The organism is Streptomyces sp. CRCS-T-1 (genome assembly GCF_024442335.1).
Lineage (GTDB): Bacteria > Actinomycetota > Actinomycetes > Streptomycetales > Streptomycetaceae > Streptomyces > Streptomyces koelreuteriae.
Window position 1 is genome coordinate 5,568,406 of the sequence record NZ_CP101651.1, and the last position, 14,769, is coordinate 5,583,174.

The 14,769-nt window shown below is 69.0% G+C and carries 17 protein-coding genes and 2 tRNA genes; 16 read left to right on the top strand and 3 right to left on the bottom strand.

The annotated features are described in order from the left end of the window. The first annotated feature begins 43 nt into the window (after positions 1-43). A complete protein-coding gene (locus tag NNW99_RS25255; protein WP_215121408.1) occupies positions 44-2,281 on the top strand; it encodes a serine/threonine-protein kinase in 2,238 nt (745 codons plus the stop codon). A 225-nt stretch (positions 2,282-2,506) separates the two neighbouring features. Here NNW99_RS25255 and NNW99_RS25260 read toward each other — a convergent pair whose 3' ends face one another. Further along, entirely contained in the window at positions 2,507-2,788 is a 282-nt protein-coding gene (locus NNW99_RS25260) for a hypothetical protein (protein WP_215121409.1), read from the bottom strand. Positions 2,789-3,702: 914 nt separating this feature from the next. Between NNW99_RS25260 and NNW99_RS25265 the strand changes: the two genes are divergently transcribed. Further along, entirely contained in the window at positions 3,703-4,320 is a 618-nt protein-coding gene (locus NNW99_RS25265) for a nuclease-related domain-containing protein (protein WP_251057930.1), read from the top strand. On the opposite strand, the gene NNW99_RS25270 is transcribed toward NNW99_RS25265, so the two are convergent. Beyond that, positions 4,321-5,079, bottom strand: a complete 759-nt coding sequence (locus NNW99_RS25270; protein WP_215121411.1) for a GntR family transcriptional regulator — start codon at positions 5,077-5,079, stop codon at positions 4,321-4,323. Between the two features lie 189 nt (positions 5,080-5,268). On the opposite strand from NNW99_RS25270, the gene NNW99_RS25275 reads away from it, so the two are divergent. The 12 genes from NNW99_RS25275 to NNW99_RS25330 all read left to right on the top strand — a co-directional run bounded on the left by NNW99_RS25275 (position 5,269) and on the right by NNW99_RS25330 (position 12,510). Next, complete coding sequence (locus NNW99_RS25275; protein ID WP_215121412.1) at positions 5,269-5,601, top strand: hypothetical protein; 333 nt, start codon at positions 5,269-5,271, stop codon at positions 5,599-5,601. Between the two features lie 2 nt (positions 5,602-5,603). Then, the gene (locus tag NNW99_RS25280; protein ID WP_215121413.1) at positions 5,604-6,947 is read left to right on the top strand and encodes an FtsK/SpoIIIE domain-containing protein; all 1,344 of its coding nucleotides are present in this window, start codon (positions 5,604-5,606) and stop codon (positions 6,945-6,947) included. 74 nt (positions 6,948-7,021) lie between these two features. Further along, complete coding sequence (locus NNW99_RS25285; protein ID WP_215121414.1) at positions 7,022-7,192, top strand: hypothetical protein; 171 nt, start codon at positions 7,022-7,024, stop codon at positions 7,190-7,192. Positions 7,193-7,267: 75 nt separating this feature from the next. After that, the gene (locus NNW99_RS25290; protein WP_215121415.1) at positions 7,268-7,915 is read left to right on the top strand and encodes a DUF2637 domain-containing protein; all 648 of its coding nucleotides are present in this window, start codon (positions 7,268-7,270) and stop codon (positions 7,913-7,915) included. 19 nt (positions 7,916-7,934) lie between these two features. After that, entirely contained in the window at positions 7,935-8,120 is a 186-nt protein-coding gene (locus NNW99_RS25295) for a mobile element transfer protein (protein WP_215121416.1), read from the top strand. Positions 8,121-8,137: 17 nt separating this feature from the next. Beyond that, a complete protein-coding gene (locus NNW99_RS25300) occupies positions 8,138-8,461 on the top strand; it encodes a hypothetical protein (RefSeq protein ID WP_215121417.1) in 324 nt (107 codons plus the stop codon). A gap of 92 nt (positions 8,462-8,553) precedes the next feature. Then, a complete protein-coding gene (locus tag NNW99_RS25305) occupies positions 8,554-8,733 on the top strand; it encodes a hypothetical protein (RefSeq protein WP_215121418.1) in 180 nt (59 codons plus the stop codon). Between the two features lie 5 nt (positions 8,734-8,738). Then, the gene (locus NNW99_RS25310; RefSeq protein WP_215121419.1) at positions 8,739-8,936 is read left to right on the top strand and encodes a hypothetical protein; all 198 of its coding nucleotides are present in this window, start codon (positions 8,739-8,741) and stop codon (positions 8,934-8,936) included. Beyond that, positions 8,933-9,754: a phosphoadenosine phosphosulfate reductase gene (locus tag NNW99_RS25315; protein WP_251057931.1), complete on the top strand. Its 822-nt coding sequence runs from the start codon at positions 8,933-8,935 to the stop codon at positions 9,752-9,754. The genes NNW99_RS25310 and NNW99_RS25315 overlap by 4 nt, the downstream gene beginning before the upstream one ends. Next, positions 9,751-11,148, top strand: coding sequence for a replication initiator protein RepSA (gene repSA, locus NNW99_RS25320; RefSeq protein WP_215121420.1), 1,398 nt, complete (start codon positions 9,751-9,753; stop codon positions 11,146-11,148). The genes NNW99_RS25315 and repSA overlap by 4 nt, the downstream gene beginning before the upstream one ends. Then, positions 11,141-11,353, top strand: coding sequence for an excisionase family DNA-binding protein (locus NNW99_RS25325; RefSeq protein WP_215121421.1), 213 nt, complete (start codon positions 11,141-11,143; stop codon positions 11,351-11,353). Before repSA ends, NNW99_RS25325 begins: the two co-directional genes overlap by 8 nt. Beyond that, entirely contained in the window at positions 11,353-12,510 is a 1,158-nt protein-coding gene (locus tag NNW99_RS25330; RefSeq protein ID WP_215121422.1) for a site-specific integrase, read from the top strand. Before NNW99_RS25325 ends, NNW99_RS25330 begins: the two co-directional genes overlap by 1 nt. 66 nt (positions 12,511-12,576) lie before the next feature. Here the strand turns inward: NNW99_RS25330 and NNW99_RS25335 are convergent. Next, positions 12,577-12,650, bottom strand: a tRNA-Gly gene (locus NNW99_RS25335). A gap of 163 nt (positions 12,651-12,813) precedes the next feature. Between NNW99_RS25335 and NNW99_RS25340 the strand changes: the two genes are divergently transcribed. Both NNW99_RS25340 and tig read left to right on the top strand, forming a co-directional pair. Next, a tRNA-Pro gene (locus tag NNW99_RS25340) sits at positions 12,814-12,890 on the top strand. Between the two features lie 214 nt (positions 12,891-13,104). Next, positions 13,105-14,493 carry a trigger factor gene (tig, locus tag NNW99_RS25345; RefSeq protein WP_215121423.1) on the top strand — a complete coding sequence of 463 codons (1,389 nt, stop codon included), beginning with the start codon at positions 13,105-13,107 and terminating at the stop codon, positions 14,491-14,493. Positions 14,494-14,769: the final 276 nt, after the last annotated feature.

A 14,769-nucleotide genomic window follows, 5' to 3' on the forward strand; every position in this document is an offset into this window, starting at 1 on the left:
CTCCTCCCGACGGGACGGTGCGTGACGGGGGGAGCGTACGAGGATGGCGCTGCGCGATTCCGACCCCTCGGAGGTGGGCGGCTACCGCATCGAGGACCGCCTCGGCTCCGGCGGCATGGGTGTGGTCTACCTGGCCCGCTCCGCCTCCGGCCGCCGCCTCGCCGTCAAGGTGGTGCACGGCCAGTACGCCGACGACGACGAGTTCCGCGCCCGTTTCCGCCGCGAGGTGGCCGCGGCCCGCCAGGTCAGCGGTGCCTTCACCGCGCCCGTCGTGGACGCCGGCGCCGACGCGTCGCGCCCCTGGATGGCCACGCTCTACATCCCGGGAGCGGACCTCGGCACCCACGTCCGCGAGCACGGCCCGCTCTCCGTGCCCCGATTGCGTGAACTCGCCGCCGGCCTCGCCGAGGCGCTGCGCGACATCCACCGCGCCGGAGTCGTCCACCGCGATCTGAAGCCGGCCAATGTGATGCTCGCCGAGGACGGCCCCCGCGTCATCGACTTCGGCATCTCCCGCGCCGCCGAGTTCGCCGCCGCCGACGTCCTCACCCAGACCGGCCGCGTCATGGGCACCCCGCCCTTCATGTCACCGGAGCAGTTCTCCTCCCCGCAGGACGTCGGCCCGGCGGCCGACATCTTCTCCCTCGGCTCGGTCCTCACCTACGCCGCCACCCGCCGCGGCCCCTTCGACAGCCCGAGCCCCTACGAGACGGCCGTCCGGGTCGTCGAGGGCGAACCGGTCCTCGACGGCGTACCGGACGAGCTGCTCCCCTTCGTACGCCTCTGCCTGGAGAAGCACCCCAAGTCCCGCGTGACCGCCGACGAACTCCTGACCCTGCTGCGCGACGGAGGCCCGATCGCCCCGCGCCCGGCCACCGAGGAATCGATCCCGCTCCCGTCCCGGCCTGCCCCTGCCACTTCGCCGCAGCGCGACACCCCGATCGCCGACCCGCCGCCCGAGCCCACCGCGCCGCGCGGCGGCCGAAGACGCCGCTACCTCCTCGCCGCGGCGGCCGGGACGGCCGTGGCCGCCGTCCTCGCCGCCACCACCGTGGTCCTCTCCGGCGCCCTCTCCCGCGACAGCGATCCCGGCCCCTCGGCCGCCGCCCGCAGCGACCTCCCCGACGGCTGGAAGCCCTGGGCCGCCGCCGCGAAGATCCCCAAGGGCAGCGAACGCGTCCTGGGCGGCGTCGGCAGCCCCCTCACCGGCTGCTCGGCCGTCGACACCTCCCTCGTGTGCGCCGGCTCCGGCCACATGGCCACCCGCTTCGCCCTCGCCGACGGCCGCACCACCTGGGCCCGGCCCGTCGACCCCACGCCCGACGGCTCCTCCGGCAGCGAGGGAGCGCTCATCGGCACCACCGACCACCACGTCTACGCCTACGAGTCCGAGGAGGGGGAGACGGCGGCCGGCCCCAGCTTCAGCTACACCGTGTACGCCCTGGCCGCCGACACCGGCAAGGAACTCTGGCGGACCCGGACCGGCGCCGGCGAGTCGGCGACCGTCCCCGACAGCACACAGAACGCCGCCACGGCCGTCCCCGAGGGCGTCGTCACCTTCTACGGCCCCGCGGGCGACCAGTACGCCCTGCTCGACGCCGAGACCGGCGACGTCCGCTGGAAACGCCCGAAGCCGGACTCCCCGGCCGACTGCCTGCTGCGCTCCGCGGCCGGCCACGCCTACCTCGTCTGCGCGATCGGCCTCTTGGAGAACGGAGCCTCCCGCACCACCGTCTCCCAGATCGACCCGGCCACCGGAAAGACCCGCTGGACCGTCGACGCCAAGGGCACCCAGTACCTGCTCGGCCAGCACGACGGACGCCTGGTCCTCGCGGACACCTTCGCCACGGACCGCGGCCTGACCCTGATCGACGTCTCCTCGCGCGTGCTCACCGTGCGCCGGCTCGCCCAGGCCCGGCCCGAGGACGCCCAGGCGTACCTGGTCCGCGGCACGGTCTACTTCACCCGCGACAGCGGCGGCATCCGCGCGGTCTCGCCGCGCACCGGCCGGACGCTGTGGGAATCCAACTCCACCGTGGAGAAACCGGGGCCGCCGACCGCCTCCGCCACCCATGTGTACGTCGCGTCCCCCAGCGGCCGCCTGGCCGCCCTGGACGCGAGCAGCGGCGAGGTCGACGCCACCCGGGACGGCCGCGACGACGGCGGCAGAGCCGACAGCATGCTCGCCCCCTCGGGCGCTCCACTCGTCCTCGTCGGCGACGCCCTGTACGTCCCGTACGGCATCCGCTCCGTCTACACGGTGGACGTCCGCGACCTCTGAATCCGACGAGGCAAAAAAACCTCGGGCCCGGTTCCGAAGAACCGGGCCCGAGCCGATCAGAGCGGGCGACGGGAATCGAACCCGCGTAGCTAGTTTGGAAGATCGCGTATGCAGGGCTCGGCTGACCTCGTGGTTCGCTGACCTCGACGTATGCCTTCGGCTCCCCGTGAGTCCCCCTTGTGCACCAACGGATCCTGTCGTGTCGGGCACGCAGGGGACACGGGCTTACAGGTACTTGCGAAGCCAGTCGTTCGCCGACTGGGAGAGGCCAGCGGAAGCCCACCCGTCACCCGTGACGTCCATCACGAGAAGCTCGTCACCGGAGTCGATGTGCGCCTTGAGCGCATCACGAACTTCACTGGTCGACTTCTCGGTCCGGATGAGCCAGGTGGAGTCCAGGTGGTGCCAGTGCCCGTTGGCGAGCGCCTTGATCTCCTTGATCAGACTGCTGTAGTCCTGACCTGGGCGATTCAGGTCATATCCAATGAACTTAGTGCGAAGTGCCATGTAATGCCTCATCTCTGAGGCGGGTCACCCTGAGTGTGAGGTTGGAGAAGTCCACAGCTCGTTATATGGTCCCTGGGCGGTACCAACGCATCAGGCCCCATGCCGGGTGGCCCGACCTCAAGTCGGCGCCCCTGGCAGGGGCCTGCTTGGTTTCGGACGCTGATCAGTACAGCACCCCACGCGACTCTCCGCAACTAAGGACCCCATAAGTTGTGTTGCGTCTACGTCGACCCACAACATGTTGTGGTTGCGGGGGGATTCGGTGACTGAGAGTTCGTCAAACTTTTTAGTCTAGCGTCTGCTGCTGACAACGCCGGGCCGAACGAACTCGGTGCGAGTGATCGCGGTCTGGTGCAGTGCTGTCGGCTATGTGCCTCGCCTGGACCGCTTCCTTCTCCCACCACCCTCCCCCTGCTCCCATCCCGTACGCCGTCGACCCACACACCGTGGAGCAGGCGTGGTTCATGGCGTCCAGGTGGAGCGCGCCACTGTACGAACGACCTGGACGCCATGGGCCACGTCTGCTCGGCTCTGCCTGGGTCGATGGCGTACGGGATGGGAGCTCCCCGCGCTCGCCACTACGGATCCGCAGTCGGGAACGGCGCCCCCTCCATCCCGGTGCCGGCCGATCCCCCGCCGGAGGCATTGTTCTGACCGCGGGCGTTGCGTGCGGTGATCGACTCATGGCTCCCGGCCCTATCCACATGTGGGCGCGCGTCGGCGCAGCGCGGGCGGAGCGGGCCGAAGGCAGGAGCGGCGCCCGGAGCGGAGCCGGGAAGCGCGCCCGGCGGAGCGGAGCGCAGCCGGGGCTTGATGAGGTAGAGAAACCTGTAACAGCTCATGGCCAGTACGGGTCTTGGAGCTGGTCACGCCTCCATGGTGATCTGGGAGAGATCCGCGAACGAGGGGGCAAGGTGGAGCCGTTATTCGAGGACTTGGCACGGAATCGGCCGGGCGACGCGGTGCGCCGCAAGATCCGTGAGTTACAGCCGAACCCAGTGCTGAGACTGCTTGATCGCTGGCGCACTGAGTCCGAGATCCGTAGCTGGTCCGACGGCCTTACAGGCGAGCGCATCACCGGCAAACGGCTGAACAGCCTGCGGGCCCGTGGCTGGTTCATCCTCCATGCCGTCCAGTGGGCGACCGGCGCGGACATCGATCACCTTGCCATCGGCCCGGCTGGAGTCTTCTCCATCAACTCCAAACGGCACCGGGACAAGTCCGTCTGGTACGGCGACACCGCGATCACAGTGAATGGGGCCGTGCAGCGACACATCGCAATCAGTCAGTCCGAGGCACGTCGTGTGTCCCGCGCCTTGTCCCGACGCTCTGGAATCGACGTGCCCGTTCGCCCCGTGATCTCCGTGGTGCACGCAGCGAACCTCACGGTCAAGAACGCGAACCCTCCCGTGCTCGTACTGGCTGTCGAGCATCTCGACCGGGTCTTGTCAGGCCTATCGCCGATGCTCGACGCCAACCAGGTGGCGCACATCTACGGTGTGGCGAGGGATGCGCGGACCTGGGCTGCCTGATCAGGCGTCGAAGTCGTACTCCAGCACGTACGAGTTAGCGTCAAGGATCATCTCGTTCACCTCGACAGGGCGCCCCTCGTCCGCGAATGCCGTGCGGCAGATCATGATCACGGGAGTGCCCGTGGAGAGCTGGAGTCGGCTGGCTTCCTCCTGCGACGGCATCCGAGAGCGGATTTCCTCACGGAAGTGCACAGGCTTGTAGCCAAGCTCCGCCAAGCGGGCGTACGTGCCGCCGGGCCCGGTGTCCTCCTGCGTGATCGCTGAACCGGCCACTAGGTCGGCAGGCAGGTAAGACGTAGACAGCAGGACGGGCTTGTCGTCCAGCACGAAGCGGCGGCTCCGCACGCAAGCCGAGGCGCTGGCCTCGATACCGAGCACCTGATTGATGCGATCGGGTGCAGCCTCATCAGTGACCTGCACCTGGTCGACGACCAGTGTGCGGTCCCCAATGTCCGCCGACCAGATCGAGCGTCCAGAGCCCCACTGATCCCGGGACAGCCGTTGTATGCCCCGCCGCCTCAGCGGTTTGAAGGAGCGCACGAACACGCCTGCGCCCTTGCGGGACTCGGCCAAGCCCTCGTTCTGGAGCACCCCAAGTGCTTGCCTCGCGGTCATGCGGGCCACGTCGTACGTGGCCATGAGGTCGTTCTCACCTGGTAGCCGATCGCCTGGGCCGTATTCGCCAGCCTGGATCGCTTCCCGCAGTTCGTCGGCGATGCGCTGGTACTTCGGCTGGCGGCCGCTGCCCTGGGTGGCCATGTGATCCCTCCTTTCCTCTCTAGACACCTTAGGGGGCGTCGTGTCGGTCGGCACAACTGCGGCTGGCCTGAGTGGCCAAGCTGAAACATCTCTAGAGATGCATTGACGTCTCTAGAGATGTGCTGTTCCATGGAGTCATCTCTAGAGAGGTTGCTCGCAAGGGGCGGCCTCGGAGGCGAGGGGACAGCTATGCCGTCGTTCAAGATCGACACGTCGACCGCCGTGGTGTTCGTCGCGACTGCGCCGGAGCCGAAGATGGTCAACAAGAAGACCGGTGAGCGGGCCGTGGACCGGGACAACCCCGCCGTGGGTCTGTCGACCGTGGGTCTGCTGGTCTCGGATGAGGGGGAGGGGAACCTGTACCAGGTGACCGTTCCGGAGACGGGCCTTCCCGAGGGGCTTGCCCCGGGAATGCCGGTGCGGGTGGTCGGCCTGAAGGCGCGTGACTGGGAGAACGAGTTCAATGGCCAGAAGCGTCACGGCATCTCGTTCCGCGCGGTCGCGATCACGACGGTGGCCTGACCATGACTGACCTGCCTACCTGGCTGGAGTTAGGCACGGCGGCGGCTGGTGCCGGTGGGCTCGGCTACGCCAAGGTCCGTGCCCCGCGCGTGTACTGGTCGCTGGTCGGTCTCCCGGTCACCTGGGGCCGGTTCACGTGGTCCTACCGCAACACGATGGAGGTGTGCGGGCTGACGGTGCAGCCGTCCGGTTTCCGTGCCTTCGTCAAGCGCAACGTGGCCCGTAGCGAGGTGCGGCCGGTGCCGCCGAAGGTTCGCCGGGTCCGTCCGACCACCACGGGCCTGCGGGTCACGCTCCGGCTGCCCGCCGGTCTGGAGCCCGCCGACATCGCCGCGTCGTCGGAGCGTCTTCGGCACGCCTTCGGGGTCCGGTCGGTGCGGGTCACCGAGACCAAGCCCGGCTACGTTGAGCTGCGGATGACCGGCTATGACGTGCTCGCCCGGGTCAAGCTTCCGCGCAAGGCACAGCCCCGTGACCTGGTGGTCCCGGTCGCGCTGTCCGAGGACGGCACGGTCTTCGAGCGGGACTACCGCAAGGTCCCCATGGCGCTGACCCTGGGCGCCACGCTGTCCGGCAAGTCCATGTACCAACGAAACCTGATCAAAGGCCTGGCTCAGCTCCCTGTCGCGCTGGTCGGTATCGACTGCAAGCGCGGTGTCGAGCACGGGCGTTACGCGCCGCGTCTGTCGGCTCTGGCCACCGATCTGTCTTCGGCCGGGCGCCTGATAGACGCGCTCGTCGCGGAGATGGAAGAGCGCTTTGACCTGCTCTCCCTGTACGGGGTCTCGGACATGTGGGAACTGCCCGCTCACGTCCGTCCCGTGCCGCTGGTCGTGCTGATCGATGAGGTGGCGGAGCTGTTCTTCGTGATCTCCAAGAAGGATGAGCCGGAGCGTGACCGTGTGGTCATGCAGTTGGTCCGCCTGGGTCAGATGGCCCGTGCGATCGGCATCTATCTGGAGGTGTGCGGGCAGCGCTTCGGCTCCGACCAGGGCAAGGGGGCCACCGCCCTGCGTGCTCAGCTCACGGGCCGGGTCGTGCACCGCGTGAATGACAAGGCCAGTGCGGACATGGGCCTGGGCGACATCTCCCCGGAGGCGGTCCTGGCGGCCACGTCCATCCAGGCTGATCGTCCGGGTGTGGCGGTGGCCGGTGACACCTCCGGTGGCTGGTCCCGCATCCGCACCCCGCAGGTCACTCCGAACGAGGCGGCGGCCGTGTGCCGGCAGTTCTCCCACCTCACCCCGGAGTTGCCGTTTCTGGCTCCGTTCCGCCCGGTCGGCTCGGGGATCGTTCCGCCGATGCCGACGACTCCGCCCCGGGTGCCGCAGTCCGTCACCGAGTAACACCCCGTTCTCCCCGGTCGGCGCGACCGCCTTCGCGTCAGGTCCCTACCCGAGCCATGCCCGAAGGAGACGCCATGGCCGAACGGAAGACCCGCCGCAAGCCCGCCAAGAAGCCGTGCCCCGACTGCCAGACGGGCCAGATCTCGGAGTCCTTCAAGGTCGGCGGTCGCAGCAAGCGCGTGAGCGACGACCGGCAGGAAGCCCTCTGCCTGACCTGCTGGGGCACCGGCGAAGCCACCGACTGAACCGCACGGGGCCGGGCGGCCGGACTTGCTCCCCGCCGCCCCGCCCCGGCCCAACCCCGAGAGGGAGGTGAAGACATGACCGCCAAGGTCCGCCCGGATTTCGTACTCGTACAGGCCGTGATCGCTGGTGCCCTGTCCTTCGCCCACCTGCACGACCTTGCCGAAGCGGCCGGTCAGACCGGCTGGAAGGCCTGGGCCTACCCGGTCTCCGTCGATCTGCTGTTGGTCGCTGCCTGGCGCAGGTTGCGCACGGCACGCCGCGACCGCTCGGCCTGGACCTGGTTCGTCATCGCGCTGACCGCGTCGCTCGGCGCGAACATCGCCACCGCGGGACTGCTCGACCTGGCCGACGTGCCTGCCTGGCTGCGCATCCTCGTCGCTGGCTGGCCCGCTCTGGCCTTCCTCGGCGGAACCCTGCTGGTCCACTCGCCCGCTGAACCGGCCGCACCTGCGCAGCCTGTGGAGGAATCGGCCGCGCCGGAGGTCGAGACGCATCGTGTCGATGAGCCCGAGCCGGTACCGGAGATCGCCACACCGGAGCCCGTACCGGCCTTGCCCGAAGCGCCCGCACCGGTGGTGCCTCCGGCGCTGATTGACCACGCCCGCAAGGTCGCCACTGACCACCGCACCCGCACCGGCACCGATATCGACACCGCCACCCTGCGCACCCGGCTCGGCATCCCTGAAGACCTCGCCGGGGCGATCGTCGCTCAACTCGCCTGACATCTAAGGAGGTTCACCCATGCGCCCGAACCGCTTCTACGACGTGATCCGCATCGGTCCCGTCAAGGTCGGCTCCTTCAACAACGGCCGGGGCCAGACCCGGCACACCGCCGCCTGCACCGCGCCGAAGTGCGGCTTCTCCAACGAGTACGGCGACCGCTCGGCGGCCGAACTCGCCGCCCGCACCCACCGCTGCACCACCTGAGCCGGAGAGAGACCGCCATGCAGTTACCTGAGGACCAGATCAGGGCCGGACACATCCCGGCCGATCTGTACCGGCAGATCCCGCCCGGCACCAACGTGCGCAAGATCGTGATCGTCCAGGAAGCCCCGCGCTCCTACAAGGGCCCGATCGTCATGACCCTGCTGATCACCACCGGGTCCGTCGTGGTGCTGCTCGTACTCGCCTTCGTCGTCCAGGTCATCGCCGCGTCCATCGTCACCGTGCTGTCGGCGACCTGCGGCATTACCTACACGCTCAACCGGGTCTCCAAGCACCCGGCCCGCTCCCGGCCTCGCCGGACCAAGAACCGCCGTTTCAAGTAGCCCTCCGGGGCGGCCTCTACCGCCAAGTATCCGCCGCCCCGGACGGCCCAGACCGCTTCCAGATCTCGCGACCCGAAAGGGCTCCACTCATCATGCCTTCTCACGCCCCGAACCGTCCGCTCTGCCGCGACTGCGACGGCTTCGCCACCGCCGCCATCACCACCGGCATCCGCCACGCCAACGGCACCCGCGCGACCCTCCGCGTCACCTGCCCGAGCTGCAAGGGCACCGGCCACCGCCTCTCCTCCGCCTTCGCGCGGACCGGGAGGTGACCGGCATGGGCGACCTGACGCCGACCCGGGACCGGCCCGGCCTGCACATCAGCAAGTCCTCCCCGGAAGCCCCGGCCCGCGGGTCCGCCGTGTGCCACTGCGGCGCGAGCGCCACCGCCACCGGTGACGCCCAGGTCCGCCTCCTGGTCCAGGGCTGGGAGGCCAACCACGGCACTGCCCACGCAAAGGGAGGCAGCCAGTGAACACCGAGCCACGCAGCCAGCAACTGCGCACCTTCAGCTTCGGCGGCGGCTGGCAGTCCATGGCCGCGCTCGTCCTCGCTGCACAGGGCCGCCTGGACTTCCGCACCTTCCTGTTCGCCAACGTCGGTGCCGACAGCGAGAACCCCGCGACGCTGCACTACTTCGAGCAGTACGCGGCTCCCTTCGCGGCGGCCCACGGCCTCGACCTGATCGAACTGCACCGCGAGACCAAGAACGGCACCGAGACGATCCGCCAGCGCATCATCCGCAGCAACGGCAGCCGCCAGACCATCCCGGTCTTCCTGACCAACGGCAAACCCGGCTCCCGGGTCTGCACGAAAGAGTTCAAGATCCTCGTCACCGGCGCCTGGCTGAAGGCTCACGGCGCCACTGCCGACAACCGCGCCACTGTCGCGATGGGCATCAGCCTCGACGAGATCGGCCGCGCCAACGAATCCAAGGCCATGCCGTACGAGCGGCTCGTCTACCCGCTACTTGACCTGAAGGTCCGACGGGCGGACTGCCCGCGCATCATCCGCTCCGCGGGCCTGCCCGTACCGCCCAAGAGTTCCTGCGACTTCTGCCCGATGCGGAAGATCCCCGAATGGCAGGCCATGCACGAGCACGACCCCGAGAGGTTCGCCCGGGCCTGCGAGGTTGAAGACACCATCAACGCCAACCTTGCTGCCAAGGGGAAGCGTCCGGTCTTCCTCACCCGTACCGGCCGCCCGCTGCGGGAGCTGTTCAAGGCCGGTGTCCAAGTTCCTCTCTTCGACACCGACGATGAGGCCTGCGACAGCGGGTGGTGCTGGACATGACCGACACCGCCACCATGGCGGGCCTGGACCCGGCCACCCTCGCCGACGTGCTGAGGGTGGCCGGGTCTCCCGGCTTCGACCGCATCCAAGAACAGATCCGCCGCACTGGCGGCTGCTCCGACCCCATCCACCTGCAAGGCGCCACAGTCACCCGCGACAAGGTCACCGGGCAGGTCCTGCACTCCTACTCGACCGACACCGAGCCCGGCGGTCGGCTCCGGGTCGCCTGCGGCAACCGCCGGGCCTCCCGCTGCCCGGCCTGCGCCTGGACCTACGCCGGAGACACCTACCACCTCATCCGCGCCGGACTCGTCGGCGACCCCGACAAGGGCACCCCGCACACGATCCGGGACCACCCCCGGGTCTTCGCCACCCTGACCGCTCCCTCTTTCGGCCCGGTCCACAACCGGCCCGGCAACCGGCCCTGCCGCTGCGGCCAAGGCCACGGCGAGGACGCGCCCGAACTCGGCACCCCGCTCGACGCCACGACATACGACTACGCCGGGGCCGTGCTGTGGAACAACTACGCCTCGGAGCTGTGGCGTTACTTCACGATCTACCTGCGCCGGGAGATCGCCAAGCGGGCCGGACTGACCCAGAAGACAGCCAAGGAACAGTCCCGCGTCTCCTTCGGCAAGGTCGCCGAGTACCAGAAGCGCGGAGCCGTCCACTTCCACGCCGTGATCCGCTTCGACGGACCCGACGGGCCCGACGACCCGCCGCCGACCTGGGCCACCCTCGACCTGCTCACCGACTCCATCCACGCTGCCGCCGCCCGCGCATCGGTCGACGTTTCCGCCGCCGGTGATCAGCCGGACCGCACGCTTCGCTGGGGCACGCAGCTCGACGTGCAGCCGATCGGCGCCTTCGGCCACGGCGAAGAGATCACCGAACAGGCCGTCGCCTCCTACGTCGCCAAGTACGCCACCAAGGCCGCCGAGACCACCGGCACCGTCGACCGCCGCATCGGCAACAAGGAAGCCCTGGTCCTGCTCGGCGTGCCCGACCACCCCCGCCGCCTCATCGAAGCCTGCCTGGATCTGCACCCGCTCTACCCGGACCGCAAGCTCCGGGACTGGGCTCACATGCTCGGCTTCCGCGGCCACTTCTCCACCAAGTCCCGCCAGTACTCCACCACCCTCGGAGCCCTGCGCCAGACCCGCGCCGACTACCGGGCCGCCCAGCAGCGCGCGGCCCTCGGCCTGCCCGACCCGGACGACTCCCCGGGGGCAACCACGCTGACCCTCGCCCACTGGACCTACGCCGGGCACGGCTACACCCCTGGTGAGTCCTGGCTCGCCGCCACGATCCGGCGGGACATCCAGCTGAACCGCGAAACGGCGCGCGAGGCTCTCGCAGACCTGCGCCAGGAAGGAGAGCACGACCATGAATGAGCGGTACCTCAACGTCGACCAGGTCGCCGAGCTGCTCGGCACGACCGTGCGCTTCCCTCGGCGTCTGATCGAAGAGCGGCGCATCACCTACGTGAAGGTCGGCCGCCACGTCCGCATACCCGAGAGCGCGGTCCGCGAGTTCATCGACGCCAACACGGTGCAGCCGCGGCGGCGTACAGCAGTCCTTCGGGGGGTGGCTGCCTGATGGCACAGAAGCGCCGGCACTTCGGCCGGGTCCGCAAGCTCCCGTCCGGTCGCTATCAGGCTCGCTACCTCGGCCCCGATGGGCAGCTCCGGCCCGCGCCTGAAACGTTCCGCACCAAGAGGGACGCCGACGACTGGCTTGCCGACAAGCAGACCGAGCTGCGGCGCGGCGACTGGCATGACCCCGACGCCGGGAAGGTGCCGTTCGGCGAGTACGCCGCTGCCTGGATCAAGGAACGCGAGCTGACCACCACAACCCGGCAGCTCTACGGCTCGCTCCTGCGGCACCACCTCGAACCCGCCTTCGGGGGCGTCAACGTCGCGGAGATCTCGCCCCCGCTCGTGCGGCGCTGGCGCGCTGACAAGCTCGCCTTTGGCACCGGCCCGACCACGGTCGCCAAGGCCTATGCCCTGCTGCGCGCGATCATGGGCACGGCTGTCGCCGACCAGATGATCAGGCGCAACCCGTGCACGATCAAGGGCGCCAGCACCGTGCACACCCCTGAGCGGCCGACCGCCACCGTGCAGGAGGTCTACGACCTGGCAGAGGCCATGCAGCCCCGCTACCGGGCGCTCGTGCTGATGGCCGGGTTCCTCGGCCTGCGCTGGGGTGAGCTGATCGGCCTGCACCGCCGGGACATCGACCTCGACCACGGGGCCGTACGTGTCCGCCGGGCCGTCGCCGAGCTGTTCAACGGCCAGCGCGAGATCAAGGCACCCAAGAGCGCTGCGGGCAAGCGCACCGTGGCTATCCCGGCCGCGATCATCCCGGACATCCTTGACCACCTGGAGCGGTACGCCGAGCCGGGTGCCGACGGCCGTGTCTTCATCGGTGCCAAGGGAGCGACTCCACGCCGGAACCACTTCAACCGGCTGTGGCGCAAGGCCAGTGCGGATGCCGGGATCAAGAACCTGCATTTCCATGATCTCCGGCACACGGGCAACACCCTCGCCGCGTCGACCGGGGCCAGCACGCGAGAGCTGATGTCCCGCATGGGCCACAGCACTGCCCGGGCCGCGCTGATCTACCAGCACGCGAGCGCCGAACGTGACCGGCTGATCGCCGACGCACTGAGCGCCCTCGTCGACAAGGGCCGGAAGACCAAGAGGAAGCAAGATCCAGAGCGGAAGGGGCACGCGAGGGACACGGCGGACTGAACACGCCCCCTGCAAACGATCAGGGCCAGGCGGAGGAATGATCCTCTGACCTGGCCCTGAGTCGTATGGAGCGGGCGACGGGAATCGAACCCGCGTAGCTAGTTTGGAAGACTAGGGCTCTACCATTGAGCTACGCCCGCACGGTGCGCGCCGCAGGTCGGGTGACCTCGGCACGCAAGCATCGTAGCGGGTTGTGCGCCCTCGTCGCACACCGCATTCGGATCCGGGGCCTCCCGGCGCGGACGCAGCGGAAATACGGCGGCCCCACGGCCTCGCGCCATGTACCCTACGTGTCGCACCAGACGGGGTGTGGCGCAGCTTGGTAGCGCGTCCGCTTTGGGAGCGGAAGGCCGTGGGTTCAAATCCCGCCACCCCGACCAGCCATCCGATCATCTCTCGAGCCGGCTCGAGTCATCTCGGGTGATCGTCCCCCGGTCGCTCATGTGATCGCCTTTTGGGCGGTGTAGTCGCTGCCGTTACTATGCAAGCTGCACGCCCGTGTGTCTCAGCGTCTGAAGTCTCCGGGCGGCGAAATCCGCCGGGCCGCTCTGGCCCCGGCAGAACCCAAGAAGTCAGCCACAAGGAGACCGAACCGTGAAGAGCGCCGTGGAGACCCTGAACCCGACTCGGGTTCGGCTCACTGTCGAGGTGCCCTTCGAGGAGCTCAAGGACAGCCTCGACGCGGCGTACAAGAAGATCAACCAGCAGGTCACGGTGAAGGGCTTCCGCAAGGGCAAGGTCCCGGCCCGGGTCATCGACCAGCGGTTCGGCCGCGGTGCGGTTCTGGAGGAGGCCGTCAACGACGCGCTGCCGAAGTTCTACACCGACGCGGTCAACGAGGCCGAGCTGAACCCCCTGGGCCAGCCCGAGGTCGACATCACGGAGCTGAAGGACGGCGAGACGCTGAACTTCACCGCCGAGGTCGACATCCGTCCCTCCATCGAGATCCCGGACTACTCCGGCATCGAGGTCGAGGTCGACGCGGTCGAGGTCACCGAGGAGGACGTCGACAAGGCGGTCGAGGAGCTGCGCGAGCGCTTCGCCTCCACCGCCCCGGTCGAGCGTGCCGCCGAGGACGGCGACGTCGTGACGATCGACCTGGAGGCCAAGGTCGAGGGCGAGGTCCTGGAGGACGGCGTCGCCGACGGCGTCTCCTACACCATCGGCTCCGGCGAGCTCCTCGACGGCATCGACGACGCCGTGAAGGGCGTGGAGGCCGGTGGCGAGGCCACCTTCACCTCCGAGCTCAAGGGCGGCTCGGCGGCCGGCAAGGAGGCCGAGGTCACCGTCAAGGTCACCCAGGTCGCCAAGCGCGAACTGCCCGAGCTGGACGACGAGTTCGCTCAGCTCGCCTCCGAGTTCGACACCATCGAGGAGCTGCGCGCCGACAGCCGCAAGCGCCTGGAGAACATGAAGCAGTACGACCAGGCCACGCAGGCCCAGGAGCGTGTCCTGGAGAAGCTGCTCGAGCTGGTCGAGGTGCCGGTCCCGGACAAGCTGCTCGAGGACGAGGTCAACACCCGCAAGCACAACCTCGAGCACCACCAGCTCGGCCAGATGGGCCTCGACCTCGAGAAGTACCTCGAGATCCAGGGCAAGACGGCCGAGGAGTTCGACGCCGAGACCAAGGAAGCCGCGGTCAAGGGCATCAAGACGCAGTTCGTCCTCGACGAGCTCGTCAAGCAGGAGAAGCTGAACGTCAGCCAGGAGGAGCTCACCGAGCACCTCATGCGCCGCGCCGCCTCCTCCGGCATGTCCCCCGACCAGTTCGCCCAGGCCGTCGTCGAGGGCGGTCAGGTTCCGCTCCTGGTCGGCGAGGTCGCCCGCGGCAAGGCCCTGGCCGTCGTGGTCGAGAAGGCCACGGTCAAGGACACCAACGGCGAGGTCGTCGACCTGGACGACGAAGAGGACGAGACCGAGGCCTCCGCCGAGGAGACCCCGGCCGCCGAGGGCGCCGAGTCCACCGAGAAGACCGAGGGCTGAGCCCCGGCACCTGCTACGCCGTAAGAGGACGGGCCCCGAGAGACACACACCAGTGCCTCTCGGGGCCCGTCGGCGTCACCGGCCCAGGTGCGGACCGAAGCACCCAAGTCGCTACGCCCCCGGCGAACACTCCCATCTCCGGGATTCCCCGAAGGGACCCGCGCGTTAGGGTCCATGAATACGAGGGCAGTGGAGTCTGCGAACGGCTCCAGCCCCGCAGGGAAACGTGAGACGGCCCGGCGCCGTCGTAAGACGAGCAGGTGGATACGTGACGAA